Genomic DNA, 23,093 nt, shown 5'->3' with positions numbered 1-23,093 from the left:
CCTCCTACCGCACGAGAGAAGAACCGAACGGGCGCTGCGCGGCGGCGGAACCACGCCGCCACGCCAGGCGGAACGCCCACGCCGAGGCCAGCACCGACATGACGACGACGGTCGCGATCACCCCGAAGACCACCCCACCGGACCACCCGACACCGTCGTATCGCGCGATCAACGCCGACGCGAGAATCGGACCCGCCGTGATGAACACGGGAATCAGCAAGATCAACCCGAGGGTCACCAGGCTCGACGGCGTCATCACTGTTTTCGCTGCGGAGAAATCACGTCGAGAGATCATGGTGTGCGGCCCCGACGGCTGCGTGACTGTAGCCATTTCCGCCCTCTCCGTTACCTGAATGGAACCCAGCGAAACTATCGAGTCCCAAACGTACAGCCCCGATCCGGCCAACCGCGTACTTCGTCACGAAACAGTGATAACTCGAAACTGAACCAAATCCGTCCAGCAGACATAACCCCAGCTCAGACAGCATTTAATCGGTAGCCATCAATTTGCTGTTCCTGTTTATCATTCAGATCGGATAACAATTTCAGGGGGCGACCATGCACACGTCAGCCTTCTCGATGAGCACGTCTTCGATCCCGTCCGAAAAGGAAACAGTTCGACAATCCGCCTGATCAAAATCTCGTCGCGCAATTGCCAAGCGGCGACAGCTGTTTCGAGTCGGGAACATTGTTCGGCGCGCACGACGCGGAGTCAGCCCGGTTCGCTACCGAAGCTGCCTTCCAGCCGATTGCGCGAACCCGGATGCACGAGCCGTGCCACGCTGACCAACCCGCCCGACGACCAGGTGCGGCGCCGGATGAGCAGGCACGGCTCGTCGGCGTCGATGCCGAGCAGCACACACTCCTCGCGGGCGGCCCGCACCGCCTCGACGACATGCTCGCCGCGCAGCAGCGGCGCGACCTCACTGAGGTAGCTGTTCGGGGTGACGGTGGTGAAGTCCTGGGCGAGGTAGTCGGGGGCCTGCGCCGGGTTGACGTAGCGGTCCTCGAGCTGGATCGGCACGCCGTCCTCCAAGTGCACCAGCAGCGAGTGGAATACCGTGCCGCCCATGGCATTCGCCATTTCCGCGTCGCCGGGCACCTCGGACCGCACGAACACCACCTCGGTGCGATGACGATGCCCGCGACCGGTGATCTCGTCGGCGATATTGCGGACCTCGAACAGCGGTGAGGTGGCCTTGCTCGCCGCGACGAAGGTTCCCACACCCATCACCCGGGTGAGCGCGCCGTCGGCGGTCAGGTCACGCAGGGCGCGATTGATCGTCATCCGGGACAGCCCGAGCGCGGCGACGAACTGGTTCTCCGAGGGGATCTGCTCCCCCGCGTTCCACCGGCGCGCTTTGATCTGCGCCATGATCAGCTGCTTGACCCGTTCATACGCCGCGAATTCGCTACCGAGCTCGCCGTAGAGCGCGGCCAGCTCCGCATCGACCACCTCGATCGCCACCACCGAACATCTCCTCGCCTCGCCCAGAGAATACGTTGCGCTCGAACCTCGTCGGCACTTGTATATACAGGACTATACTGCCCTCATGACCGACGCGACACCGCCTGTCTCCGGCCCTCGTCCCGTGTCCGCTCCGCGCGGCACCGAGTTGCACACCCTCGGTTGGCAGCAGGAGGGTGCCTTGCGGATGTTGATGAACAATCTCGATCCCGAGGTCGCCGAACGCCCCGATGACCTGGTCGTCTACGGCGGGACCGGGCGAGCGGTGCGCAGTTGGGCGGCATTCGACGCGATCGTGCGAACGCTGGAGACCCTCGCCGCGGACGAGACGTTGCTGGTGCAGTCCGGGAAACCGGTGGGGGTGTTCCGCACCAACGAATGGGCGCCGCGGGTGCTGCTGGCGAATTCGAACCTCGTCGGCGACTGGGCCACCTGGGACGAGTTCCGCAAGCTCGAGCAGTTGGGGCTGATGATGTACGGGCAGATGACGGCCGGGTCGTGGATCTACATCGGCAGCCAGGGCATTCTGCAGGGCACCTACGAGACCTTCGGTGCGGTGGCACGCAAGCGATTCGGCGGCACCCTCGCCGGCACCATCACCCTCACGGCGGGCGTCGGCGGGATGGGTGGCGCGCAACCGCTCGCGGTGACGATGAACGACGGCGTCGCGCTGTGCGTGGACTGCGATCCGGCGCGTATCGACCGGCGGATCGCGCACGGCTACCTCGATACGAAGGCCGCGACCTTGCGGGAGGCACTGGATCTCGCCGTCGCCGCGCGTGACGAGCGCAGGCCGCTCTCGATCGGCCTGGTCGGCAATGCGGCCGAGGTCTTTCCCGCACTGCTGGCCATGGGCGCACCGATGGACATCGTCACCGATCAGACCTCGGCCCATGATCCGTTGTCCTACTTGCCGATCGGCGTCGCGCTCGAGGACTGGCACACCCTCGCCGAGAAGGATCCGGTCTGGTTCACCACCGAGGCGCAGGCGTCGATGGCCGCGCACGTCGAGGCGATGGTCGGATTCATGGACGCGGGCGCCGAGGTGTTCGACTACGGGAACTCGATTCGCGACGAGGCCCGCAAAGGCGGCTACGACCGGGCTTTCGCCTTTCCCGGCTTCGTTCCCGCCTACCTCCGCCCGCTCTTCGAAGAGGGCCTCGGTCCGTTCCGGTGGGCGGCGCTCTCGGGTGATCCGGCCGATATCGCCGCCACCGACCGCGCGATCCTGGAACTGTTCCCCGGCAACGACCATCTGCGCCGCTGGATCACCCTGGCGGGCGAGAAGGTGAAGTTCGAAGGTCTGCCCGCGCGGATCTGCTGGCTCGGTTACGGCGAACGCCATCGCGCGGGCCTGAAATTCAACGAGATGGTCGCCTCGGGTGAGCTGTCGGCTCCCCTGGCCATCGGCCGCGACCACCTCGACTCCGGCTCGGTGGCCTCCCCCTACCGCGAAACCGAGGCGATGGCCGACGGTTCCGACGCGATCGCGGACTGGCCGCTGCTCAACGCACTGCTCAATACCGCGTCCGGGGCGAGCTGGGTGTCGATCCATCACGGTGGCGGGGTCGGGATGGGCCGTTCGATCCACGCGGGCCAGGTGTGTATCGCCGACGGCACCGAGCTGGCCGCGCGGAAGCTGGAGCGGGTGCTGACCAACGACCCGGGGACCGGGGTGATGCGACACGTCGACGCGGGTTACGAGCACGCGGCCGAGGTGGCTCGTGAACGGGGTGTGCGGATTCCGATGCAGGAGGGCTGACCGACCCGGAAAAAGACGAGAGCCCCGGCATCGCCGGGGCTCTTTCCACTTTCAATATATAGCGTAAACAGGGACTTGCGGCAAGGCCCCGGGGTTGCTGCACAATCATCCGGTCGCACCGGAAAAAGTACAGTTAGGGGCCTATGTCAGCGCACGGGTACGAAGAGGAACGCCGATCCGAGCAAAGCTATGTCGCCGGGTTGTACTCGCGCCTCGATGCCGAGCGGGCACGGGTGAAGGGTCGCTACAGCACGGCGCTGCGCACCAAGGGCGACTCCCCCATGGAGCGCGACAACGAGGTGCGGGCGCTGGGCAAGGAAGTACAGCGCCTCGATGTGGCCGACAACGGACTGTGTTTCGGCCGGCTCGACGCGGCCTCGGGCGAGCGGTCCTACATCGGCCGGATCGGGCTGTTCGACGAGTCGAACGATCTCGAACAGCTGCTCCTGGACTGGCGGGCACCCGCGGCGCGCGCTTTCTATGTCGCCACCGCGGCCAACCCGGAGGGCATGCGCCGGCGGCGGCAGTTCCACACCCGCGGCCGCCGGGTGGTCGACTTCACCGATGAGGTGCTCGGCCGCCCCGACGGGAGCGAGGGCGGAACCGACGCCGCGCTGCTCGCCGCGGTCGACGCGCCACGCGGGGACGGGATGCGCGATATCGTCGCGACGATCCAGGCCGAACAGGACGAGATCATCCGCCTGGAGCACCCGGGTGTGACCGTGATCGAGGGCGGTCCCGGCACCGGGAAGACCGTGGTGGCGCTCCACCGCGTCGCGTACCTGCTCTACACCCAGCGCAGGCGGATGGAGCGCCAAGGCGTGCTCGTGGTCGGGCCCAATCCGGCCTTCCTGAACCACATCGCCCATGTGCTGCCCTCGCTCGGCGAGACGAATGTCGTGTTCGCCACCACCGCCGACCTCGTGCCCGGTCTGCGCGCGACGGCGGAGGACACCCCCGAGGCGGCCCGGCACAAGGGTTCGCTGCGAATCCTCGACGTCCTCGCCGCGACGATCGCGGATCGCCAGCGACTGCCCGAAGCGCCGCTGACGATCGCGCTGACCGATGTGACGGTGCGGATCGATGCCGCGACCGCGGAGTGGGCCAGGCAGGAGGCGAGGGAGAGCGGGCGCCCGCACAACGAGGCGCGCGCGGTGTTCACCGAGATCATCACCTACGTTCTCACCGAGCGCGCGATCGCCCGGATCGGCGAGGGCTGGCTGACTCGCGACGACACCGAGGCATGGGAACAACTGCGCGCCGACCTGGTCCGCGAGCTCGCCGACAACGACGAGTTCACCGCGGCGCTGGATCAGTGCTGGCCGATCCTGAAGCCGGAAACCGTGCTGTCCCAGCTGTATTCGTCACACGATCGGCTGCGGGCAGCAGGCGCGGACGCCGCGCTGTGGCGGGCCGACGGTGGCCCGTGGACGGTCTCGGACGTGCCGCTGCTCGACGAACTCGTCGACTTGCTCGGCCGCGACACAGCCGCCGACGACTCCGCCGAGCGAGAGCGCAAGGCCGAGGCCGAGTACGCGGCCGGCGTGCTGGACACCCTCATCAGCCGCGAAGACCTGATGGACGACGAGGACCACCTGCTCGCCCAGGACATGCTCTACGGCGAAGACCTGGCCGAACGCTTCCTCGAACGCGACACCCGCGAACTCGCCGAACGTGCCGCGGCCGACCGGGAGTGGACCTACGGACACGTGGTGGTCGACGAGGCCCAGGAGTTGTCGGAGATGGACTGGCGGGTGCTGATGCGGCGGTGCCCGAGCCGCTCCTTCACGATCGTCGGCGATCTCGCGCAGCGCCGGTCGGCGGCGGGCGCGAGGTCCTGGGCCACGATGATGGAGCCCTACGTCCCCGGCCGCTGGATCTATCGTGCCCTCACGGTGAACTACCGCACCCCCGCCGAGATCATGGCCGTGGCCGCCGATGTGCTCGCTGAGTTCGCGCCCGATGTCCGCCCGCCGGACTCGGTGCGAGCCTGCGGTGTCGCACCCTGGTCGCATCGGGTCACCGACCACGAATTGCCCACCGCGATCGAGGAATTCGTGCGGGCTGAGGCGGGCCGCGAGGGAACGAGCATCGTGATCGGGCCACCCGGGGTACCCGGCACGGTGCCCGCATCGGAGACGAAGGGCCTCGAGTTCGACGCGGTGCTGGTCGTGGATCCGCAGCGTATCCTCGCCGACGGCCCCCGCGGCGCCGCCGAACTCTACGTCGCCCTCACCCGCGCCACCCAACGCCTCGGCGTCCTGCACCAGACCTCGCTGCCCGAGTCGCTGCGCGGGCTCACCGAGATCGAACCGGCACAGCAGCTGCAGGCGTAGCGATGTCACTCACGCGATCGCCGACTGCGGCAATCGCCTTCGCCGTCGGCCCGCGTGGGGCCGATCGCAGGTCAGCGGCAACAGCGACGATGCCATCGGGCGGATCAGTGCAGGCGAGACAGCGGTCCCCGGCCGGGGTTTCGCTCGCGCGTACCCCGCTCAGCCGAGCGGACCGGTCACCGATTCGGCGGCGGCGAGCAGCGCGCCGGATGCCGCGAGGCGGACCGCTGCCTCGATGTCCGGGGCGAGGTAGCGGTCGGGCCCCGGGCCGGGGACTCGGTCGCGCAGCGCGGTCAGTACGGCAGCGGTCGCGGGCGCCGGGGTCAGCGGGGCGCGGAGGTCGAGGCCGCGGGCCGCGGTGAGGGCTTCGATGGCCAGGACTCGGGTGAGGCCGTCGAGGGCGCGGCGGAGTTTGCGGGCGGCGGACCAGCCCATCGAGACGTGGTCCTCCTGCATCGCCGAGGAGGGGATCGAGTCGACCGAGGCAGGCGCGGCCAGGCGTTTGAGGTCGGAGACGATGGCGGCCTGGGTGTACTGGGCGATCATGTGACCGCTGTCGACGCCGGGATCGTCGGCCAGGAACGGGGTAAGGCCGTGGTTGCGGGCTTTGTCGAGGAAGCGGTCGGTGCGGCGTTCGCTCATCGAGGCGACGTCGGCGATCACGATGGCCAGGAAGTCCAGCACATAGGCGACGGGGGCGCCGTGGAAATTGCCGTTGGACTCGACCCGGCCGTCGAGGGTGACGACGGGGTTGTCCACGGCACTGGCCAATTCGTGGCCGGCGATGCGTTCGGCGTGGTCGAGGGTGTCGCGGGCGGCGCCGGCGACCTGGGGTGCGCAGCGCAGCGAGTAGGCATCCTGGACGACGGTGCAGTCCGGGGTGGCGTGGCTGGCCACGATCGGCGAATCCGCCAGCACGCGCACCATATTGGCGGCCGCCACCGCCTGGCCCGGTTGCGGGCGCAGTTCTTGCAGGTCGGCGGCGAAGACCTTGTCGGTGCCGAGCAGACCCTCCACGCTCATCGACGCGGTCACGTCGGCCAGGCGCAGCAGGGCCCGCAGGTCGTGGCAGGCGAGTACCAGCATGCCGAGCATGCCATCGGTGCCGTTGATCAGCGCGAGGCCTTCCTTCTCCGCGAGCTCGACCGGGGCGATACCGGCGTCGGCCATGGCCTCGGCGGCAGATCGCAGCTCGCCGGTCGCGTCCCGGACGGTGCCCTCCCCGATCACCGCCAGTGCGACGTGGGCCAGCGGCGCGAGATCACCGGAACAGCCCAGGCTGCCGTACTCGTAGACCACCGGGGTGATGCCCGCCGACAGCAGCGCGGCATAGGTCCGCGCGACCACCGGGCGCACCCCGGTCCGGCCGGTCGCGAGGGTCGACAGGCGCAGCAACATCAAGGCGCGCACCACCTCCCGCTCCACTTCTGCGCCCGACCCCGCCGCGTGCGAGCGAATCAGACTCCGCTGCAACTGCTTGCGTGACTCCGGCGGAATATGACGGACGGCCAGCGCACCGAACCCGGTCGACACCCCGTACACCGGCCTCGGGTCCGCGGCCAGCGCTTCAATCCGCGCACGACTCGCCTCGATGGCGGCGACGGCATCGTCGGACACCACCACCGCGACGCCGTCCCTGGCCACCCGGACCAGATCCCGCGCCGAGACCGGACCCGTGCCGACGACGACCGGTCCGGGCCGATCCGGGTCGATGCTCACGATGCTTCTCCCATCACTGCGGGCTACCCCTTGACGTTCTTGTCTATACAGGTCTATACCTACCGTACGTGTCCTGGCGCGCATCCGCCGGGCCCGCGCCACCTGATCTCGAAGGAACGCGTCGACCTGCCCGCGCTCTACGATCCGAAGGGCCGCTACGGTGCGAGCAACGTGCCCGCGCTGCTCGCCCGCGCACAGGGTCTATCGCGCGCACACCGCCATACTCGACACCCGCGCCGAGGAGGACTCCTCCATGCCCACCACCGTGCTGACCGATATCGGCACTCTCGTCACCAACGACCCGGCGCTGGGCGAGGGCCCGCTGGGGCTGCGGCGCGACGCCGCGCTGGTCATCGACGACGGGCGGGTGGCGTGGGTCGGTGACAGTACCGCCGCGCCGGCCGCCGACACCGCGTTCGATCTCGGCGGACGCGCGGTGCTGCCGGGGTTCGTCGAGTCGCATGCGCATCTGGTGTTCGCGGGCGACCGCGCCGAGGAGTTCGCGGCGAGGATGGCGGGGCGACCCTATGGGGCCGGTGGCATCCGCACCACGATCGCGGCGACGCGGGCAGCGAGCGACGAGCAGCTCGCGGCGACTGTACAACGGCTGCTGGACGAGTCCTTGCGGGCAGGCAGCACCACGGTCGAGTGCAAGAGCGGCTACGGGCAGACCGTGGCCGACGAACTGCGCAGCGTCCAGATCGCGGCCCGCTGCACCGACGAGGTGACGCTGCTCGCCGCGCACGTGCCGCCGCCCGAATACGCCGGGCGCGCCGACGACTACGTGACGATGGTGTGCGAGGAGATGATCCCGCGGTGCGCGCCGTACGCCCGGTGGATCGATGTGTTCTGTGAGCAGGGCGCCTTCGATCGCGATCAGGCGCATGCCGTGCTGACCGCGGGGATCGCGCACGGGCTGGTGCCGCGAGTCCACGGCAATCAGCTGCATCAGGGACCAGGGGTGCAGTTGGCCGTCGAGCTCGGCGCCGCGTCGGTGGATCACGTCTCGCACGTGAATCGTGCCGATATCGATGCGCTCGCGGGCAGCGATACGGTGGCCACGCTGCTGCCGGGCGCCGACTTCTGTACGCGCAACAGCTATCCCGATGCCAGAGCGCTGGTGGACGCGGGGGTCACCGTCGCGCTCGGCGCGGACTGCAATCCGGGTACCAGCTACACCACGAGCTTGCCGTTCTGTATCGCCCTGGCGGTGCGGGAAATGCACATGACACCCGACGAAGCGGTCTGGGCGGCAACCGCAGGTGGTGCGAAGGCGTTGCGGCGCACCGATATCGGGTCCCTCTCCCCCGGTTCCCGTGCCGATGTCATCGCGCTCGACGCCCCCTCGCACCTGCACCTCGCCTATCGCCCCGGCGTTGCGCTGGTCGGTCAGGTGTGGCGCGGAGGAGCCCTCGTCGCGAATCGAGGTGGGGTGCGGTGACTTCCGAATCCGCCTGGACCGGTCGCGTCGACGGCACGACGCCGGAGCACCTGCGCTGGCATCAGGCCGTCACGCCGTACGAGCCGGGCAACGACGATCCCGGCGCCTGTGTTTTCGTCGGCTTCGCCTGCGAGGAAGGCGTGCGCCGGAACAAGGGCCGCCTCGGCGCGGCGGCGGGCCCGGACGCGCTGCGCCGCGCGTTGTCGCCGATGGCGCTCGCCACCGAGCTGCGCGCCTTCGACGCGGGGACGATCGCCGTCACCGACGACCGGCTGGCGGACGGTCAGCGGCGACTGGGCGAGACGGTGTCCGCGCTGCTGGACGACGGCGCTTTCCCGGTCGTTCTGGGCGGCGGCCACGAGGTCGCCTACGGCACCTACCTCGGACTGGCCGGTTCGGCTCGCCGCGTCCCGGGCAGCGTCATCGGCATCCTCAACCTCGACGCGCATTTCGACCTGCGCCCCGATCCCGTGCCCAGTTCCGGCACCCCGTTCCGGCAGATCCTCGAGACCGGCGACGACGTCCGGTACGCGGTGATCGGGATCAGCCAGCCCAGCAACACCCGGGTCCTGTTCGACACCGCGGACAGATTCGGGGTGCGTTATCTCCTCGACGACGACTGCGAGCCTGCCCGGGTCGCCGCCTTCGTCGACGAGTTCCTGGCCGGGATCGACCTGCTGTATCTGACGATCGATCTCGACGTCCTCCCCGCCGCGGTGGCTCCCGGTGTGAGTGCCCCCGCGGCCTACGGTGTCGCGCTGTCCACGATCCAGGCCGTGTGCGACCGCGTCACCGCCTGCGGCAGACTCGCGGTTGTCGATGTCGCCGAACTGAATCCGCGGCTCGACATCGACAACCGCACCGCCCGCACCGCCGCCCGGCTGATCCACCGGATCGTCACCCGCCACGTCGGGTGAGCACCGTCGCGGGACTCAGAAGTACCGGATCCACACATAGATCCAGGCGATGACACTGCTGAGCATCGTGACCAACATGCCGTACTTGGTGAACTGCCAGAAGGTGATCCGCTGCCCCGCGCGGGCGGCGATCCCGAGGGCGACCACATTGGCGCTGGCCGCCACCGCCGTGCCGTTCCCGCCGAAGTCGGCGCCCAAGGCGAACGCCCACCACAGCGCCTGCCCGGTAGCTGGATCCGGTGCGCCCGCGACGATGTCCTCCACCACCGGCGCCATGGTCGCGGTATAGGGAATGTTGTCGACGAACGCGCCGAGGATCGCCGAACCGAACACCAGCGCGGTCGCGGCCAAAAAGTAGTTGTCCCCGACCCAGCCGATCGCGGCGTCACCGATCGTGGCGATCACCCCGGTGTGCACCAGGCCCGCGACCATTACGAACAGACCCATGAAGAACACCAGCGTCGGCCATTCCACCTCGTGTAGGACATCGCCGATGTCGAGGCCGGAGACCAGCACCATGATGCCCGCGCCGACCAGCGCGATCACCGACGGCGCGACGTGCAGCACGCTGTGCAGGCAGAAGCCGACGACCACACCGGTGAGCACGATCATCGAGCGCACCAGCAGTTTCGGATCGCGGATCGCGCGCCGTTCCTGCAGCGCCATCACCGCGTCGACCGAGGTGGGATCGGTGCGTAGCGCCGAGCGGAACAGCACCCGGGTGAGCGCGACGAACAGCACGAAGGTGATCACCACGATCGGGGCCATGTGCACGAGGAAGTCGTTGAACGTCAGCCCGGCCCGGCTGGCGATGATGATGTTGGGCGGGTCACCGATCAGCGTCGCCGCGCCGCCGATATTGGACGCGAGCACCTCGGCGATCAGGAACGGTTGCGCGGCGATGCCGAGACGTCGGCACACCACCAGCGTCACCGGGGCGACCAGCATGATGATGGTGACGTTGTCGAGAAACGGCGACGCGACCGCAGTGATCAACATCAGCATCACCATCAGGCGATACGGGTTGCCGCGCGAACGTTTGGCCGACCAGATCGCCAGATAGTCGAACAGCCCGGTCTGCTTGATGACGCCGACGATGATCATCATCCCGAGCAGCAGGAAGATGACGTTCCAGTCGATGCCCTCGTGGGCGGAATAGAAGACCTCGTCGCCGGGGATCAGGCCGAGCAGAGCCATCGCGCCCGCGGCGATCAGGACGGTTTTGACCTTGTCGGCTTTCTCCGTGGCGATGAAGAAGAAGGCGATCACGAAGATGACGACGGCAAGCGCTGCAGCCATGCGCGGCGTGGCGTTCAGTCGCCGGGGCCGACGACAGCGAGGCTGGTCAGCAACCGTTCCAGGGTGATCGCGCCGCGCAGGGTGCGCGAACGGTCGACCACGGCGATGAGCGGACTGTGCTTGCGCGCCATCAGGATCGCGATTTCGAGCAGGGTCGCGTCGGGGGGGACCGTGGCCGGCTTGCTCGCGCCGTCGGGCAGACAGTCGCCGACGGTGAGGCTGCCGGGTTCCTGCCAGAACAGGTCGGCGTGCACCTCGTCGATCGTGCGGACCAGCGTCGGGTCGTCGTGATAGGAGGCCGGAATCGCCAGGCGTAGCACCTGGGTTCCCGGCAGGACCGCCACCGGCCGGTCGAGCTCGTCGACGACGATCAGACCGGGCAACCGGTTGACGACCATCAGCCGCACCGCACGGGCGACGGGGTCGCTGGTGCGAACGGTCGGCAGGTTCATCGCGATATCGCGTGCGCGCATGGCATGGCTCCGGGGGGATTCGACGGTGCTCACGGCTGGGCCTGCCGTCCGGTCAGGTGGTCCAGGCGTTGTTCCAGGCGAGCGAGCCGGTCGCCGAACGGCCGCGAACGCATCAGCTCGGCGACCTGGTCGGCCTCGTCGGGTTCCAGCTCGATGTCGACCGTCGGTTCGTCGCTGCCCCCCGCGTAGGCGAGCAGGCGTCGCGCACCCGACGAGTGCGTCAGCAGGGCGAAGCGAATGCCGTGGCGGGTGTGGAAGCTGTGCAGCACACCGGCTCCCGGGATCGTGGTCCGGTCGATATCCATGGCCGGCGGTCCTTCCTCGGATCGTCGAAAGCGTCTGATCGAAGTCTGGTTCGCGCAGGTGGCGGGCACTATCGGCCGTGACACCCATTTCCTGGGCAGGTCGGTGCCGGTAAACGGGTGCGGGATGGGTGCTGGGCACCATGGACAGAACGCGGGGGCGCCAGCATGCTGGTGTCATGAACCGTCTCGCAGCGCTGCGAGCAGGACGCTCGCGGCGAATCCGAACGCCGGTGACGGCGTTGTTCTGGCGGATCTGCTTGCTCAACGGCGTGATCTTCACCCTCGGCACGCTGATCTTGGCCTTCTCACCGGCCACGGTGTCGGCCCGGCTGCGCCTGACCGAGGTGCCGGTGCTGGTGATCGGGCTCGCGGTGATCCTGACGGCGAACGCCGTGGCGCTGCGCACCTCGCTGGCTCCGCTCGACGAGCTGGTCGCCTCCATGCGCCGCGTCGATCCGCCCCGGCGCGCGGTCCGCCTCGAGCGCGGTGCGAGCGGGGACTTCCATCAGCTGATCGAGACCTTCAACGCGATGCTCGACCGCTTGGAAGCCGAACGTTCGGTCGCCGGTGGGACCGCGCTGGCCGCCCAGGAGGGTGAGCGGCGGCGCATCGCCCGCGAACTGCACGACGAGATCGGCCAGAGCCTGACCGTGGCGCTGTTGCGGCTCAAACGGGTCGTCGACCGGGCGCCCGCCGACCTGCGCGAGGACGTCGAGCAGGCGCAGGAAACAGTGCGCGGTTGTCTGGACGAGGTGCGCGGGATAGCCGCGCGGCTGCGGCCCGACGTGCTCGAGGAACTCGGCCTGCACAGCGCGATCACCGCGCTGTGTCACGAATTCGGCCGCACGGCAGGCATTTCCGTGCGCCGCGAGGTCGACCCGGCGATCAGCCGCCTCGACCCCGACATCGAACTCGTCTGCTACCGGGTCGCTCAGGAGAGCTTGACGAACGTGTTGCGCCACGCCGACGCCGACGAGGTGAGCTTGCTGATCGCACCGCGAGCCGGCACCGTGCTGCTGCGGGTGACCGACAACGGTCGCGGCGGCGCGGTCGAGGACGGGGCGGGCATCCGCGGGATGCGCGAGCGCGCGATGCTGATCGACGCCACGCTGACCATCACGTCCCCGGCATCGGGCGGTACCGCGGTCGAACTGATCGTCCCGGTCGCCGCACGCGAAGGAGTGCCCGCATGAGCGCGCCGACCCGGATTCTGCTGGCCGACGACCACGCCCTGGTGCGCAGCGGGTTGCGCATGATCCTGGACAACGAACCGGACCTGCTCGTGGTCGCCGAGGCCGCCAACGGGCTGGACGCGGTCACCGCCCTCGCCGACGACGGCATCGACCTGGTGATCCTCGACATCGCTATGCCGCGGATGACCGGCATCCAGGCCGCCCGCGAGATCACCAGGAACAACCATCCGGTGCGCATCCTGATGCTGTCGATGTACGACAACGAGCAGTATTTCTTCGAGTCGCTGAAGGCGGGCGCTTCCGGCTACGTGCTGAAGTCGGTGGCCGATCGCGACCTCATCGAGGCGTGCAGGGCCACGATGCGCGGTGAGTCGTTCCTCTACCCGGGCGCGGTCACCGCACTCGTGCGCGACTACCTGCAACTCGCCCGGCAGGGCTCCGCGCTGCCGGAAACGATCCTCACCCCTCGCGAAGAGGAGGTGCTCAAGCTGATCGCCGAGGGGTACTCGGCGCGCGAGATCGCCGCCGAGCTGGTGATCAGCGCGAAGACCGTCGACCGGCATCGTGCCAACATCCTGCAGAAACTCGGCCTGCGCGACCGGCTCGACCTGACCAGATACGCCATCCGCGCCGGATTGATCGAGCCGTGAGAACATCGAGGGCCCCCGCAGCGAACGATCGCGCGGGGGCCCCGGACACGGGTGGTTATTCTGCGTGCGGGTCGACCGTCACACGCTGCTTGCGACCGACCACCAGTCGCATCACCGGTTCCACGATGCGGGCGCCGATCGGGCCGATGATGGCCATCAGCAACACGTACGTGGTGGCGAGCGCGGCGAACTCGGCGGGCACCGCTCCGGCGGCCACCGCCAGGCCGGCGATGACGATCGAGAACTCACCGCGCGCGACCAACGCGGTACCCGCGCGAGCGCGGCCCAGTTGCGAGGCCCCCGCCCGTTTGGCCGCCCACCACCCCGTGGCGATCTTGGTGACGGTGGTGACCACCGCCAACAGCACCGCCCAGCCCAGCACCGGCGGAATACTCGCCGGATCGGTACTCAAACCGAACAGCACGAAGAACATCGCCGCGAACAGATCACGCAACGGTTCGAGGATCTTGGTGGCGTCGTGCGCGGTCGAATCCGAGATCGCGATACCGAGCAGGAACGCACCGACCGCCGCCGACACCTGCACCGCCGAGGCGATACCCGCCACCAGCAGCGCCGAACCGAGCAGCTTGAGCAGGAAGATCTCCCGATCCTCACTCGCCACGATCGCCGAGACGTACCTGCCGTATCGCAGCGCGACGATGAGCACCAGGGTCACCGCGACCAGCGCGATACCGACCGTGGTCATCCCCGCCACGAAACCGACACCGGCCAGCACGGCGGTGAGCACCGGCAGGTACACCGCCATCGCCAGGTCTTCGAACACCAGGATCGACAGCACCGTCGGCGTCTCCCGGTTACCCAGGCGGCCGAGGTCGTTGAGTACCTTGGCGACGATCCCGGAGGACGAGATGTAGGTGACGCCCGCCATCGCGATGGCCCCCGTCGGCCCGAGGCCGAGCATCAGCGCCACGATCACACCGGGAGTCGCGTTGAGCACCAGGTCGAGCAGACCGGCGGGCCACGATTTACGCATGCCGGTGACCAGTTCACCGGCGGTGTATTCCAAACCGAGCAGCAACAGCAGCAGCACGACGCCGATCTCGCTGGCGATGTGGATGAAGTCCTCCACCTCGTGCAACTCGATCAGACCGCCCGTACCGAAGACCAACCCCCCGAGCAGGTAGAGCGGGATGGGCGAGAGGCCGATGCGGGCGGCGATCCGCCCGAGCACCCCCAACCCGAAGAACACAGCCCCCAGCTGGATCAATGCCAGCGCGGTTCCACTGATCTCCACCGGCTCAGCCGTCGGTCAGGATCGAAGCGGCGGCGTCGAGTCCGGCATTGGTGCCGACCACGACGACCATATCGCCGCCCGCGAACACGAACTCCGGTCCCGGCGATGCCAGGACCTGGCCCGCGCGCAGAACCGCCACGATCGAGGCGCGGGTCCTGGTCCGCAACTCGGTGTCGCCCAACCGTCGTGACGCATAGGGCGAACTCGGCGGTACCAGCATCGACCGCGTGCTCACCCCATCGAGTTCGCGATGTTCCTCGCGCAGTTGCGCGACCAACTGTGGTGCGCCGAGCAGACTCGCCAGCGTGCGGGCTTCGACAGCGGACAGTGGAATCTGGACCGTGGAATCCGGGTCGCCGACCTTCGTGAAAATCAGATCGGTACCACCATCGCGGTGGTCGACGATGCCGATCCTGCGGTCCACCTTCGACAGTGAAAACTCTTTGCGGACACCGATTCCCGGCAGGGATGTCACTTCTACATTCATGGGATCACCTAACCTCAGCTAGGGATACCTTACCTGCCCTTTACTATCGGCATGGATTGTCAGCCTGCGTCGAGGAGCCGTCCTGCCGCGTCCAGACCCTCGTCGGTGCCGACCACAACGACAAGATCACCGGGGATGAAAGTGAAATCTGTTCCCGGCGAAGGAGTCACCTCACCCGCGCGCACCACCGCCACGACCGAGGCCTTGGTGCGCGTGCGCATCTCGGTGTCGCGCAACGGCCTACCGTCGAACGGGCTGCCGCGATCGATCGCGAACTGCCTGGTCGACAGCTCGCCCGCGCTGTGGGTCTCGCGTGTCTTCTGCACCACCTGCGGTGCGCCGAGCAGGCCGGCCAGCACACCGATCTCGGTGTCGGACAGGGGAATCGAGGTGGTCGAGTCGTAGTCGCCCGCTCGCGAGACGACCAGGTCGACGGAGCCGTCGCGATGTTCGATCACGCCGATCCGGCGGCGCGCCTCCGCCAGCGGAAAGTCCTTGCACACGCCGATTCCCGGTAAAGGCGTCACATCGATGTTCACGCCCTCACAGTACGACCAGATGGGAATAACACCAGCCCCTACCCTGCGCACCGGGCATACCAGGCGAAACAACTCGCGACCCTCGGGCTGTTCGCCTCGTTGACGATGGCGGTGACGACACAGTCGAGATCATCGGACTCGACGCCGCCGCCGACGCCGGGCACGAGCGCCTGTCCGGCTTCGGCGGCGAGGAGCCACCAGCACCGCCGCAACCGACGCCGACCATGGCGATCCCGTGGCGAGCAACCGCGGTGGCTTGCGTATTCGGGCAAAGTTGTGTGTTGTTGAACAGTGACCAACTCTTCCGGAGACGCGTATCCACTCACGGACACGATGACCACCACGACGGCGGTACACGACGGCGTCACGGTGCTGACGGTGACCGGCGAGGTCGACCTGGCGACCGCACCCGCGCTCGATGCCACCATCGAGGCCATCCTGGCCGAGAAACCGGCGGCGCTGGTGATCGACCTGACCGCGGTCGGGTTCCTGGCGTCGGCGGGCATGGCGACGCTGGTCGCCGCACATCAGCGGGCAGGCGAGACCACCGCGATCGCGGTCGTGGCCGACGGACCCGCCACCAGTCGTCAGCTGAAGATGACGAGCCTGGACCAGGTGTTCGCCATGCACACCACCCTGGACGCCGCCTTGGCGTCGTTCACGTCCTGACACAACACAACGCGCCGCCGCCCGGGAATCCCCCGGACGGCGGCGCGTTTGCCGTCGGTGGGGGTCAGCAGAGCGAGCGCAGCTGCTCGATCAGCTTCACCCGACCGGCCGCGTTCTCGGCGATCGGCGTGACGTTGAGCGTGGTGACGCCCGCCTCGGCCATCGCGGCGATGCGCTCCTTCACGAAGCTCTCCGGGCCGATCAGCGACACGTCGCGCACCAGCTCGTCGGGCACGGCCTGGGTCGCGGCCTGCTTGTCGCCCGCCAGGTACAGCTCCTGGATGCGGTCGGCGGCCTCGCCGTAGCCGTACTTGGTGGCGAGGGTGTGATAGAAGTTCTTGCCCTTGGCACCCATGCCGCCGATGTAGAGCGCCAGGTGCGGCTTCACGAACTCGAGCAGCGGAGTGACGTTCTCACCGATCGCCAGCGCCGGACCGGCGAAGATGTCGAGCTCGCCCAGCGCGGGATCACGCTTGGCCTTGCCCGCGGCGAGCGCGTCGCCCCACACGTCCTTCGCCTTCTCCGGCAGGAAGAAGATCGGCTGCCAGCCGTTGGCGACCTCGGCGGCCAGCTCCACGTTCTTCGGGCCGAGCGCGGCCAGCAGCACCGGGATGTCCGCGCGCACCGGGTGATTGATCAGCTTGAGCTCTTTGCCGAGGCCGGTGCCACGCTCGGCGGGCAGCGGGATCTGGTAGTACTTGCCCTGGTAGTTGAGCTTCTCGCGGCGCCACACCGTGCGGCAGATTTCGAGGAGTTCGCGGGTGCGCCCGATCGGGGCGTCGTAGGGGACGCCGTGGAAGCCCTCGATGACCTGCGGGCCCGACGCGCCGATGCCGAGGATGAAACGGCCGTCGGAGACGTAGTCCAGGCCCGCCGCGGTCATCGCGGTGAGGCTGGGGGTCCGGGTGTAGAGCTGCAGGATGCCCGAGGCCAGCTGCACCCGCTCGGTGCGGGCGGCCAGGAAGCCCAGCGCGCTCACCGCGTCGAACGAGTACGCCTCCGGCACGAAGACGATGTCGAGGCCGGCGCGTTCCAGGTCGGCGACCTCGGCCGCCGTCTCCTTGAAACCGTCCGTGTAGTTGATGCTCAATCCGATCCGCATGCACCCAACATAGCCCCGGACAACACGCGCACCCCGACCGGTCGGTCTGTCGGCACAGGTGCTGGTCGAGCGGGGTGCGTGGGCGGGCACGCGGTAGCGTTGAGGGGAAGATTCCACGCAATTCTCGCCGCATCGAAAGGCCACCCCGTCGTGTCGCAGCCCACCGTGTCGCCGCAGCAGATCGCCCCCTCCTTCGGTTCGGTGACCTTGGAGCACTACCTGTCGGAGCTGGCCGCGAAGGTGCCCGCCCCCGGCGGCGGGGCCGTGGCCGCGCTGCACGCCGCGCAGGCCGCCGCGCTGGTGGCGATGGTGGCGCGCTACACCACCCGCGCCAAGGACGCGCAGAACCGGCCGGTGATCGACCAGATCATCGTGGCCGCCGACGCCGCGCTGGCCAGGTCGCTCGCGCTCGCCGACGCCGACGCGGCCGCGTTCACCGCCGTCGGCGCGGCCTACAAGCTGCCCAAGGACACCGACGCCGAGATCACCGCCCGCACCGCGGCGATCAACGCGGCACTCGTCGAAGCCGCGCGGGTGCCCGCCGCCGTGGTCGACGAGGCCGACGAAATCCTCTCGCTGGCGGCCGAACTGCTGCCGATCGGCAATCCGAATGTGGTCACCGATATCGGCGCCGCCGCCGACGCCGCCCGCGCCGCGGCGATGAGTTCGCAGCTCAATATCGAGATCAACGTCGGCTCGCTGCCCGCCGACCTCGGCGACCCGTTCGCCGCCGCGCTGTTGCGCGTCGATACCATCGCGGCCCGCGCCGACGCCCTGCACGGCGACGTGCTGCACGCGGTCCGCGGCTGAGTCAGCGGTCCGCGGTGAGCACGATCTTGCCGCGGACCCGACCGGATTCGCTGCGCCGATGCGCGGCGGCGAGTTCGGTGATCGGCAGGATCTGCGCGATGTCGACGGTCAGCTCCCCGCGGTCGACCGTCGCCGCGAGCTCGTCGAGCACGGCCGTCGTCGGATCGACATAGAGTCGGCGCACGCGCGAATCCGGGTGTGTCGCAGGGCCTTCGGCGGCCACCACCTGCCCGGTGCCGCTCAGGACGGTCAATGATCGATCCGTGTAGTCGCCGCCGATCAGGTCCACCACCAGGTCGACCTCGCGCACCGCGGTGGTGAAATCGGTGGTCCGGTAGTCGATCGGTTCGGTGACGCCCAGTTCGCGGAGATAGGCGTGATTGCCGGTCCGCGCGGTGGCGGCGATCGTCGCGCCGCGTCGCGCGGCGATCTGCACCGCCAGATGCCCGACGCCACCGGCCGCCGCGTGCACCAGGACCCGCTCGCCCGGCCGTACCGAGGACAGTGCCTGCCAGGCGGTGACCCCGGCCACCGGCAGTGCGGCCGCGTGCACCGGGTCGATCGAGGCGGGTACGCGGGCAAGTCGATTCTCCTGCGCCACTACGTATTCCGCGTTGGCGCCGCCGAACACCATGCCGTATACCGCGTCTCCCGGCGCGAAGCGTGTCGCCTCGTCACCCACGGCGGCGACGATCCCGGACACATCGAGCCCGAGCACCAGCGGCGGCTCCCCCAACCGCCGGATCACACCGCTGCGCACCTTCCAGTCCGCGGCGTTGACGCTGGTCGCCACGACGCGCACCAGCACCTCCCCCGGACCCGGTGTCGGCCGCGGCACCTCTGCCCTTTCGAAGACGTCCGGACCGCCGAAAGATCTCTGCACCATCTGCCACATACCGCCGAGTCTGCGCCGAGTGGTGTCCCAGCGGTAGTAGGCACCTTTCGGATACCGTGGTACCCCGTGGATACCGTCAAGGGCGATCAGAGTTCGGTAGAGGCGTTCCTGCGGGACTGCCCCGCGCGGCAACTGCTGTCGGTACTCGCCGACAAATGGGTCCTGCTGGTCCTCGGCAGTCTGCGCGAGGCAGGCGGGCCGGTGCGTTTCAACGCCTTGCGCAGGCGCCTGGACGGCATCACCCAGAAGGTGCTCACCCGAACGCTGCGCGACCTGGAACGCGACGGCCTGGTCCGGCGCGAGGTATTCCCCACGATGCCGCCCCGGGTGGAGTACAGCATCACCGCGCTCGGGGCGGATCTGGGGCGGATCAGCCAGGCGATGGGTGCCTGGGTGGTCGAACACCACGCGGAGATCACCGCCGCCAGAGCCGAATTCGATGCCGCGCGCACCGCCGAACCGGCCCCGGTGCCGCAACCGGGGCGCCCGCTGTCACCGGTCTCGAAGTGAGAACGGTTTATCGGGGCCCCGACCTGCGCGAACGCAAGACGACACACCGTTGACCCCGTCGGCCGTTACCACTTCGATAGGTCGAGTTGATCATGGCGGCCTAGACTTGGAATCCGCCTACGAGTGAGTGAAGGGGTGGCGTTTATGAGGAGCGCATTTCGTGTCCTGTTCGTCGCGATCATGGCGGCAATACTGGCCGCAGCCTGGTCGGGAGCCGCGTCCGCGGACCTGATCGGAGGCCAGCGCACCCAATACGGCGGTGGCACTTACGCCGAGGCCAACCTGTCGACGCACACCTTCACTGTCAGCCAGGGTGGACAGGTAGTGCGGGTGATGCCCGCGTCGATGGGCAAGCCCGGTTTCGAGACTCCCACCGGCACCTTCAGCGTGCTAGAGAAGGATCGGTCGGTGGTGTTCGACTCGCGCACCATCGGCATCCCGCTCGACGACCCCGAGGGCTACATCATCGACGGTGAATACGCCGTGCGCCTCACCTGGGGTGGCGTGATGGTGCACTCGGCTCCGTGGTCGGTCGACTCGCAGGGCAACGCCAACGTGAGCCACGGCTGCATCAACCTCGCCCCCGACGACGCCGCCTGGTACTACGAGAATGTCGGCATCGGCGATGAGGTCTATATCCACTGGTAAACATTTTCCCTCGTGGCATTCGGCGAACGCGCCGTCAGGGCAGTATCGTGCCCGTAACGAAATCGTTGCGGGACATACCCTGACGGCGACGAGCCTGATGAAGGTGGGGCGATGGATCGACCGGAAGCGCACAGACCGATCGGGGCTCGACAGCACGACCCGGGATCGGCCGGTGCTCCGCTCGCGGCTGTCACCCCGATTCGGCGGTCCCGCGACCTGAGCGCGCCACGGCCCCGCCGGGCGAGCGATCAGCCCGCCGGCGGCGCCCGCCACCGGATCGAAGGCGGACCGACGACACCGGCCGGTATTCCGGTCATCTCGGCGGCCCGGCTTCGCGACGCCGAACACGACGAGGTCGTTCCCGTCGTTCCGGCGGACGCCACCGTCACCGATCGGCTGCCCGTGGTCGGCGGGAAATTCGATCCCGGTGCGCGCCACCGCCTCCCGGACACCGCGTTCTCGATCGACGACAACGGCCCCGACACCGATCAACTGCCGATCGTCACCGCTTCCGGCCCCGCGTGGGCGGCCCTCGAACATCCGAGGCCCGGCTACGACGACGCGGCGACCTGGCATTCGCGTCCCACACCCGAGTACCCCGGTGCGGACACCTTCCCACCGCGCCCGGCGGCCGTGCCGACCAGCGGCGCGGACACGTTCCCACGGCGCCTCGCGCCCGAGGACCGTGCGGATACCTTCCCACCACGCCCCGCACCCGAGAACCGTGCGGATACCTTCCCACCACGCCCCGCACCCGAGAACCGTGCGGATACCTTCCCACCACGCCCGGCACCCGATTACCGCGGACCGGACAGCTTCCCACCACGCCCCGCACCCGATTACCCGGACACGGACGCCTTTTCGCCACTCGCCGCTCCCGGCTCCGACGGTGCCGACAGCGAGCCTTCGCGTCCCGCTCCCGACTACAACGGTGATGACGAAGTCTTCGCGCGGATGATCGATCGATCCAAGCGACGGCGTGTGCCCCGCTGGGTCGCACCACTGGTCGCGTCGGTGGCAGGCGCCGTGCTACTCGGCGGCACCTACGTCCAACTACGCGGGCCCGCACCGGCATCCACGGCGGCAAGTACCCCACTCGCACCGAGTTCGGTGAGCCCGGTGACGGCCGAGTGCCCCACCGAACAGATCGGCGCCATGGTGCGGGGCAACGGCGCGGGCGGCACCGAGTCCGGCATCGCGGCGATCATGGCCTTCCAGTACGCCTACTACGTCGCACGCTCCGGCGACCAGGCCCGGACCCTCGTGGCATCGGACGCGGTCGCCCCCTCGGCGGCCGCCATCCAGGCCGGGATCGACTCCACTCCGGTGGGGACCACGCACTGCGTGGAGATCACTCCGGGCGCCTACGCCGGGCAGTTCCTGGTCAAGATCACCGCGTTCCGACCGGATTCGGCGCCGAGCACCTACACCCCGCAGCTCGTGGGAACCGCGGAGGTCGGCAACAAAACGCTGATCACTTCGTTCGGAGCCGCACCCCGCTAGACCCCGAACACGGATCGTTGTGCACCACCGCGGCCCCGGTAGTGCTCCCCGCTGACCAGCAGACGACCGCCGGTCTATTGCCGTGCCGGTGGCCGGGCTCGGTGCGATGCTGCATCGAGACCGACGGCAGCTGCGTCGTCAGCAGGCGGTAGATCCCGCGACCGGATAGCGAAAGGTGGTCAGGCGCGGGATTTTTCGGCCGCCACGACCACATGGCGCATGAGCAGCGCGGTGGTCACCGGGCCGACGCCGCCGGGGACGGGGCTCAGCGCCGCCGCCTTGCCGATGACCGACGCCGCGTCGACATCGCCGACGATTCCGCCGTCGGCGGACTCGTTGGTGCCCACGTCGATCACCACGGCGCCGTCACCGATGTGCTTGCCGGTGACCAGGCCGATCCGGCCCGCCGCGGCGACCACGATATCGGCGGGGGTGGTGACCGCGGCCAGGTCGGCGGTGCGTGAATGCGCGACGGTGACGGTCGCGTTCTCGGCGAGCAGCAGCTGAGCGAGGGGCTTTCCGACGATGTTGGAGCGGCCGACCACGGTGACCAGACGTCCCTGCAGCGCGATCCCGTGATGCTTCAGCAGCTCGACGACGGCTTCGGAGGTGGCGGGGACGAAACCGTCGAGGCCGGAAGCGAGCAAGCCGAGCGAGAGTGGGCTGACCCCGTCGACGTCCTTGGTCGCGGCGATCGCCGAACTCACGTCGTCGAGGTTCACGCCCGCGGGCAGCGGGGTCTGCAGCATGATCGCGTCGGTCGCCGGGTCGGCGCTGCGCGCGCTCAGCTCGGCGCGGATCGTCTCGGCGCTCGCGTCGGCGCCGAGATCGATGCGCTCGCAGGCTATTCCGAGTCGTTCGGCCGCCTTGCGCAGGGAGTTCACGTACCAGGCGCTGGCCGGGTCGTCGTTGGCGACGATCAGCGCCAGCGTCGGCGCGGTGCCCGCGGCGGTGAGCGCGGCCGCGCGCTCCTTCGAGTCGGCGTTGATGGCGGCGGCGAGTTCCTTGCCGGTCAGCGAAGCGGTATCCACGGTGTGACACCTTATCCGCCGCCGGACCGACGACGTGGCGCCGGGCCGCGACGCGCGCAAGCTGGTCGAGGTCCACCGCGG

22 protein-coding genes and 1 pseudogene are annotated in these 23,093 nt (G+C 68.9%); 11 read left to right on the top strand and 12 right to left on the bottom strand.

What is annotated here, in order from left to right; genetic code table 11:
- Positions 1 to 4: 4 nt before the first annotated feature.
- Positions 5 to 331 (bottom strand): hypothetical protein, encoded by a 327-nt coding sequence (locus tag ACWFRF_RS09120; RefSeq protein WP_378988270.1) that lies wholly within the window; start codon positions 329 to 331, stop codon positions 5 to 7.
- 381 nt (positions 332 to 712) lie between these two features.
- Positions 713 to 1,468: a histidine utilization repressor gene (hutC, locus tag ACWFRF_RS09115; RefSeq protein ID WP_452449510.1), complete on the bottom strand. Its 756-nt coding sequence runs from the start codon at positions 1,466 to 1,468 to the stop codon at positions 713 to 715.
- A gap of 85 nt (positions 1,469 to 1,553) precedes the next feature.
- On the opposite strand from hutC, the gene hutU reads away from it, so the two are divergent.
- Positions 1,554 to 3,230, top strand: a complete 1,677-nt coding sequence (hutU, locus tag ACWFRF_RS09110) for a urocanate hydratase (protein WP_379312477.1) — start codon at positions 1,554 to 1,556, stop codon at positions 3,228 to 3,230.
- Between the two features lie 143 nt (positions 3,231 to 3,373).
- Entirely contained in the window at positions 3,374 to 5,566 is a 2,193-nt protein-coding gene (gene helR, locus ACWFRF_RS09105) for an RNA polymerase recycling motor ATPase HelR (protein ID WP_452449447.1), read from the top strand.
- A gap of 159 nt (positions 5,567 to 5,725) precedes the next feature.
- Here helR and hutH read toward each other — a convergent pair whose 3' ends face one another.
- Complete coding sequence (gene hutH, locus ACWFRF_RS09100; protein WP_452449445.1) at positions 5,726 to 7,285, bottom strand: histidine ammonia-lyase; 1,560 nt, start codon at positions 7,283 to 7,285, stop codon at positions 5,726 to 5,728.
- Positions 7,286 to 7,538: 253 nt separating this feature from the next.
- Between hutH and hutI the strand changes: the two genes are divergently transcribed.
- Together hutI and hutG are read left to right on the top strand one after the other, a co-directional pair.
- Complete coding sequence (gene hutI, locus ACWFRF_RS09095) at positions 7,539 to 8,726, top strand: imidazolonepropionase (RefSeq protein ID WP_452449443.1); 1,188 nt, start codon at positions 7,539 to 7,541, stop codon at positions 8,724 to 8,726.
- Entirely contained in the window at positions 8,723 to 9,643 is a 921-nt protein-coding gene (gene hutG / locus ACWFRF_RS09090) for a formimidoylglutamase (RefSeq protein WP_452449441.1), read from the top strand. Before hutI ends, hutG begins: the two co-directional genes overlap by 4 nt.
- A 15-nt stretch (positions 9,644 to 9,658) precedes the next feature.
- On the opposite strand, the gene ACWFRF_RS09085 is transcribed toward hutG, so the two are convergent.
- The 3 genes from ACWFRF_RS09085 to ACWFRF_RS09075 are packed head-to-tail and all read right to left on the bottom strand — an operon-like array spanning position 9,659 to position 11,720.
- On the bottom strand, positions 9,659 to 10,942 hold the full coding sequence (locus ACWFRF_RS09085; protein ID WP_452449439.1) for an ArsB/NhaD family transporter: 1,284 nt from the start codon (positions 10,940 to 10,942) through the stop codon (positions 9,659 to 9,661).
- Positions 10,943 to 10,956: 14 nt separating this feature from the next.
- Positions 10,957 to 11,415 (bottom strand): CBS domain-containing protein, encoded by a 459-nt coding sequence (locus ACWFRF_RS09080; protein WP_378988294.1) that lies wholly within the window; start codon positions 11,413 to 11,415, stop codon positions 10,957 to 10,959.
- A 29-nt stretch (positions 11,416 to 11,444) separates the two neighbouring features.
- The gene (locus tag ACWFRF_RS09075; protein WP_378988297.1) at positions 11,445 to 11,720 is read right to left on the bottom strand and encodes a hypothetical protein; all 276 of its coding nucleotides are present in this window, start codon (positions 11,718 to 11,720) and stop codon (positions 11,445 to 11,447) included.
- A 176-nt stretch (positions 11,721 to 11,896) separates the two neighbouring features.
- On the opposite strand from ACWFRF_RS09075, the gene ACWFRF_RS09070 reads away from it, so the two are divergent.
- Both ACWFRF_RS09070 and ACWFRF_RS09065 read left to right on the top strand, forming a co-directional pair.
- Positions 11,897 to 12,913 (top strand): sensor histidine kinase, encoded by a 1,017-nt coding sequence (locus ACWFRF_RS09070; protein ID WP_378988300.1) that lies wholly within the window; start codon positions 11,897 to 11,899, stop codon positions 12,911 to 12,913.
- Positions 12,910 to 13,563: a response regulator transcription factor gene (locus tag ACWFRF_RS09065; RefSeq protein ID WP_364405344.1), complete on the top strand. Its 654-nt coding sequence runs from the start codon at positions 12,910 to 12,912 to the stop codon at positions 13,561 to 13,563. The genes ACWFRF_RS09070 and ACWFRF_RS09065 overlap by 4 nt, the downstream gene beginning before the upstream one ends.
- A gap of 55 nt (positions 13,564 to 13,618) precedes the next feature.
- On the opposite strand, the gene ACWFRF_RS09060 is transcribed toward ACWFRF_RS09065, so the two are convergent.
- From ACWFRF_RS09060 to ACWFRF_RS09050, 3 genes are read right to left on the bottom strand one after another with little or no spacing between them, the layout of a single operon-like run.
- Entirely contained in the window at positions 13,619 to 14,812 is a 1,194-nt protein-coding gene (locus tag ACWFRF_RS09060) for a cation:proton antiporter (RefSeq protein WP_378988475.1), read from the bottom strand.
- Between the two features lie 10 nt (positions 14,813 to 14,822).
- Positions 14,823 to 15,305: a cation:proton antiporter regulatory subunit gene (locus ACWFRF_RS09055; protein WP_378988303.1), complete on the bottom strand. Its 483-nt coding sequence runs from the start codon at positions 15,303 to 15,305 to the stop codon at positions 14,823 to 14,825.
- Between the two features lie 59 nt (positions 15,306 to 15,364).
- Positions 15,365 to 15,844, bottom strand: coding sequence for a cation:proton antiporter regulatory subunit (locus ACWFRF_RS09050; RefSeq protein WP_378627311.1), 480 nt, complete (start codon positions 15,842 to 15,844; stop codon positions 15,365 to 15,367).
- Positions 15,845 to 16,177: 333 nt separating this feature from the next.
- Here ACWFRF_RS09050 and ACWFRF_RS09045 point away from each other — a divergent pair, with 333 nt between their 5' ends.
- A complete protein-coding gene (locus tag ACWFRF_RS09045; protein ID WP_378988309.1) occupies positions 16,178 to 16,513 on the top strand; it encodes an STAS domain-containing protein in 336 nt (111 codons plus the stop codon).
- Positions 16,514 to 16,577: 64 nt separating this feature from the next.
- On the opposite strand, the gene ACWFRF_RS09040 is transcribed toward ACWFRF_RS09045, so the two are convergent.
- Positions 16,578 to 17,615 carry an LLM class F420-dependent oxidoreductase gene (locus ACWFRF_RS09040; protein WP_378627308.1) on the bottom strand — a complete coding sequence of 346 codons (1,038 nt, stop codon included), beginning with the start codon at positions 17,613 to 17,615 and terminating at the stop codon, positions 16,578 to 16,580.
- Positions 17,616 to 17,765: 150 nt separating this feature from the next.
- Between ACWFRF_RS09040 and ACWFRF_RS09035 the strand changes: the two genes are divergently transcribed.
- Positions 17,766 to 18,425 (top strand): cyclodeaminase/cyclohydrolase family protein, encoded by a 660-nt coding sequence (locus ACWFRF_RS09035; RefSeq protein ID WP_378988312.1) that lies wholly within the window; start codon positions 17,766 to 17,768, stop codon positions 18,423 to 18,425.
- Between the two features lies 1 nt (position 18,426).
- Here ACWFRF_RS09035 and ACWFRF_RS09030 read toward each other — a convergent pair whose 3' ends face one another.
- Positions 18,427 to 19,311 carry an NADP-dependent oxidoreductase gene (locus ACWFRF_RS09030; RefSeq protein ID WP_452449435.1) on the bottom strand — a complete coding sequence of 295 codons (885 nt, stop codon included), beginning with the start codon at positions 19,309 to 19,311 and terminating at the stop codon, positions 18,427 to 18,429.
- A gap of 75 nt (positions 19,312 to 19,386) precedes the next feature.
- Between ACWFRF_RS09030 and ACWFRF_RS09025 the strand changes: the two genes are divergently transcribed.
- The 3 genes and pseudogenes from ACWFRF_RS09025 (at position 19,387) to ACWFRF_RS09015 (ending at position 21,981) form a co-directional block, all read left to right on the top strand.
- A complete protein-coding gene (locus ACWFRF_RS09025; protein WP_379311982.1) occupies positions 19,387 to 19,830 on the top strand; it encodes a winged helix-turn-helix transcriptional regulator in 444 nt (147 codons plus the stop codon).
- Between the two features lie 231 nt (positions 19,831 to 20,061).
- Positions 20,062 to 20,478: pseudogene (locus tag ACWFRF_RS09020) on the top strand (L,D-transpeptidase); the annotation flags it as partial.
- 111 nt (positions 20,479 to 20,589) lie between these two features.
- Positions 20,590 to 21,981, top strand: coding sequence for a hypothetical protein (locus ACWFRF_RS09015; RefSeq protein ID WP_452449433.1), 1,392 nt, complete (start codon positions 20,590 to 20,592; stop codon positions 21,979 to 21,981).
- A 179-nt stretch (positions 21,982 to 22,160) separates the two neighbouring features.
- Here the strand turns inward: ACWFRF_RS09015 and ACWFRF_RS09010 are convergent, their stop codons facing one another.
- A complete protein-coding gene (locus ACWFRF_RS09010; protein ID WP_379311980.1) occupies positions 22,161 to 23,012 on the bottom strand; it encodes a bifunctional 5,10-methylenetetrahydrofolate dehydrogenase/5,10-methenyltetrahydrofolate cyclohydrolase in 852 nt (283 codons plus the stop codon).
- Between the last annotated feature and the right edge of the window lie 81 nt (positions 23,013 to 23,093).

The organism is Nocardia sp. NPDC055165, assembly GCF_053606985.1.
Note: the sequence above shows the minus strand (reverse complement) of the source record. Positions and strands in the feature narration are given on the sequence as shown.

Bases quoted from the DNA above. Each gene is read 5' to 3' on its own strand.
- ACWFRF_RS09120 (WP_378988270.1), bottom strand. From the start codon at position 331: ATGGCTACAGTCACGCAGCCGTCGGGGCCGCACACCATGATCTCTCGA.
- hutU (WP_379312477.1), top strand. From the start codon at position 1,554: ATGACCGACGCGACACCGCCTGTCTCCGGCCCTCGTCCCGTGTCCGCT.
- helR (WP_452449447.1), top strand. From the start codon at position 3,374: ATGTCAGCGCACGGGTACGAAGAGGAACGCCGATCCGAGCAAAGCTAT.
- hutI (WP_452449443.1), top strand. From the start codon at position 7,539: ATGCCCACCACCGTGCTGACCGATATCGGCACTCTCGTCACCAACGAC.
- ACWFRF_RS09085 (WP_452449439.1), bottom strand. From the start codon at position 10,942: ATGGCTGCAGCGCTTGCCGTCGTCATCTTCGTGATCGCCTTCTTCTTC.
- ACWFRF_RS09080 (WP_378988294.1), bottom strand. From the start codon at position 11,415: ATGCGCGCACGCGATATCGCGATGAACCTGCCGACCGTTCGCACCAGC.
- ACWFRF_RS09075 (WP_378988297.1), bottom strand. From the start codon at position 11,720: ATGGATATCGACCGGACCACGATCCCGGGAGCCGGTGTGCTGCACAGC.
- ACWFRF_RS09070 (WP_378988300.1), top strand. From the start codon at position 11,897: ATGAACCGTCTCGCAGCGCTGCGAGCAGGACGCTCGCGGCGAATCCGA.
- ACWFRF_RS09065 (WP_364405344.1), top strand. From the start codon at position 12,910: ATGAGCGCGCCGACCCGGATTCTGCTGGCCGACGACCACGCCCTGGTG.
- ACWFRF_RS09055 (WP_378988303.1), bottom strand. From the start codon at position 15,305: ATGAATGTAGAAGTGACATCCCTGCCGGGAATCGGTGTCCGCAAAGAG.
- ACWFRF_RS09045 (WP_378988309.1), top strand. From the start codon at position 16,178: ATGACCACCACGACGGCGGTACACGACGGCGTCACGGTGCTGACGGTG.
- ACWFRF_RS09040 (WP_378627308.1), bottom strand. From the start codon at position 17,615: ATGCGGATCGGATTGAGCATCAACTACACGGACGGTTTCAAGGAGACG.
- ACWFRF_RS09030 (WP_452449435.1), bottom strand. From the start codon at position 19,311: ATGGTGCAGAGATCTTTCGGCGGTCCGGACGTCTTCGAAAGGGCAGAG.
- ACWFRF_RS09015 (WP_452449433.1), top strand. From the start codon at position 20,590: ATGGATCGACCGGAAGCGCACAGACCGATCGGGGCTCGACAGCACGAC.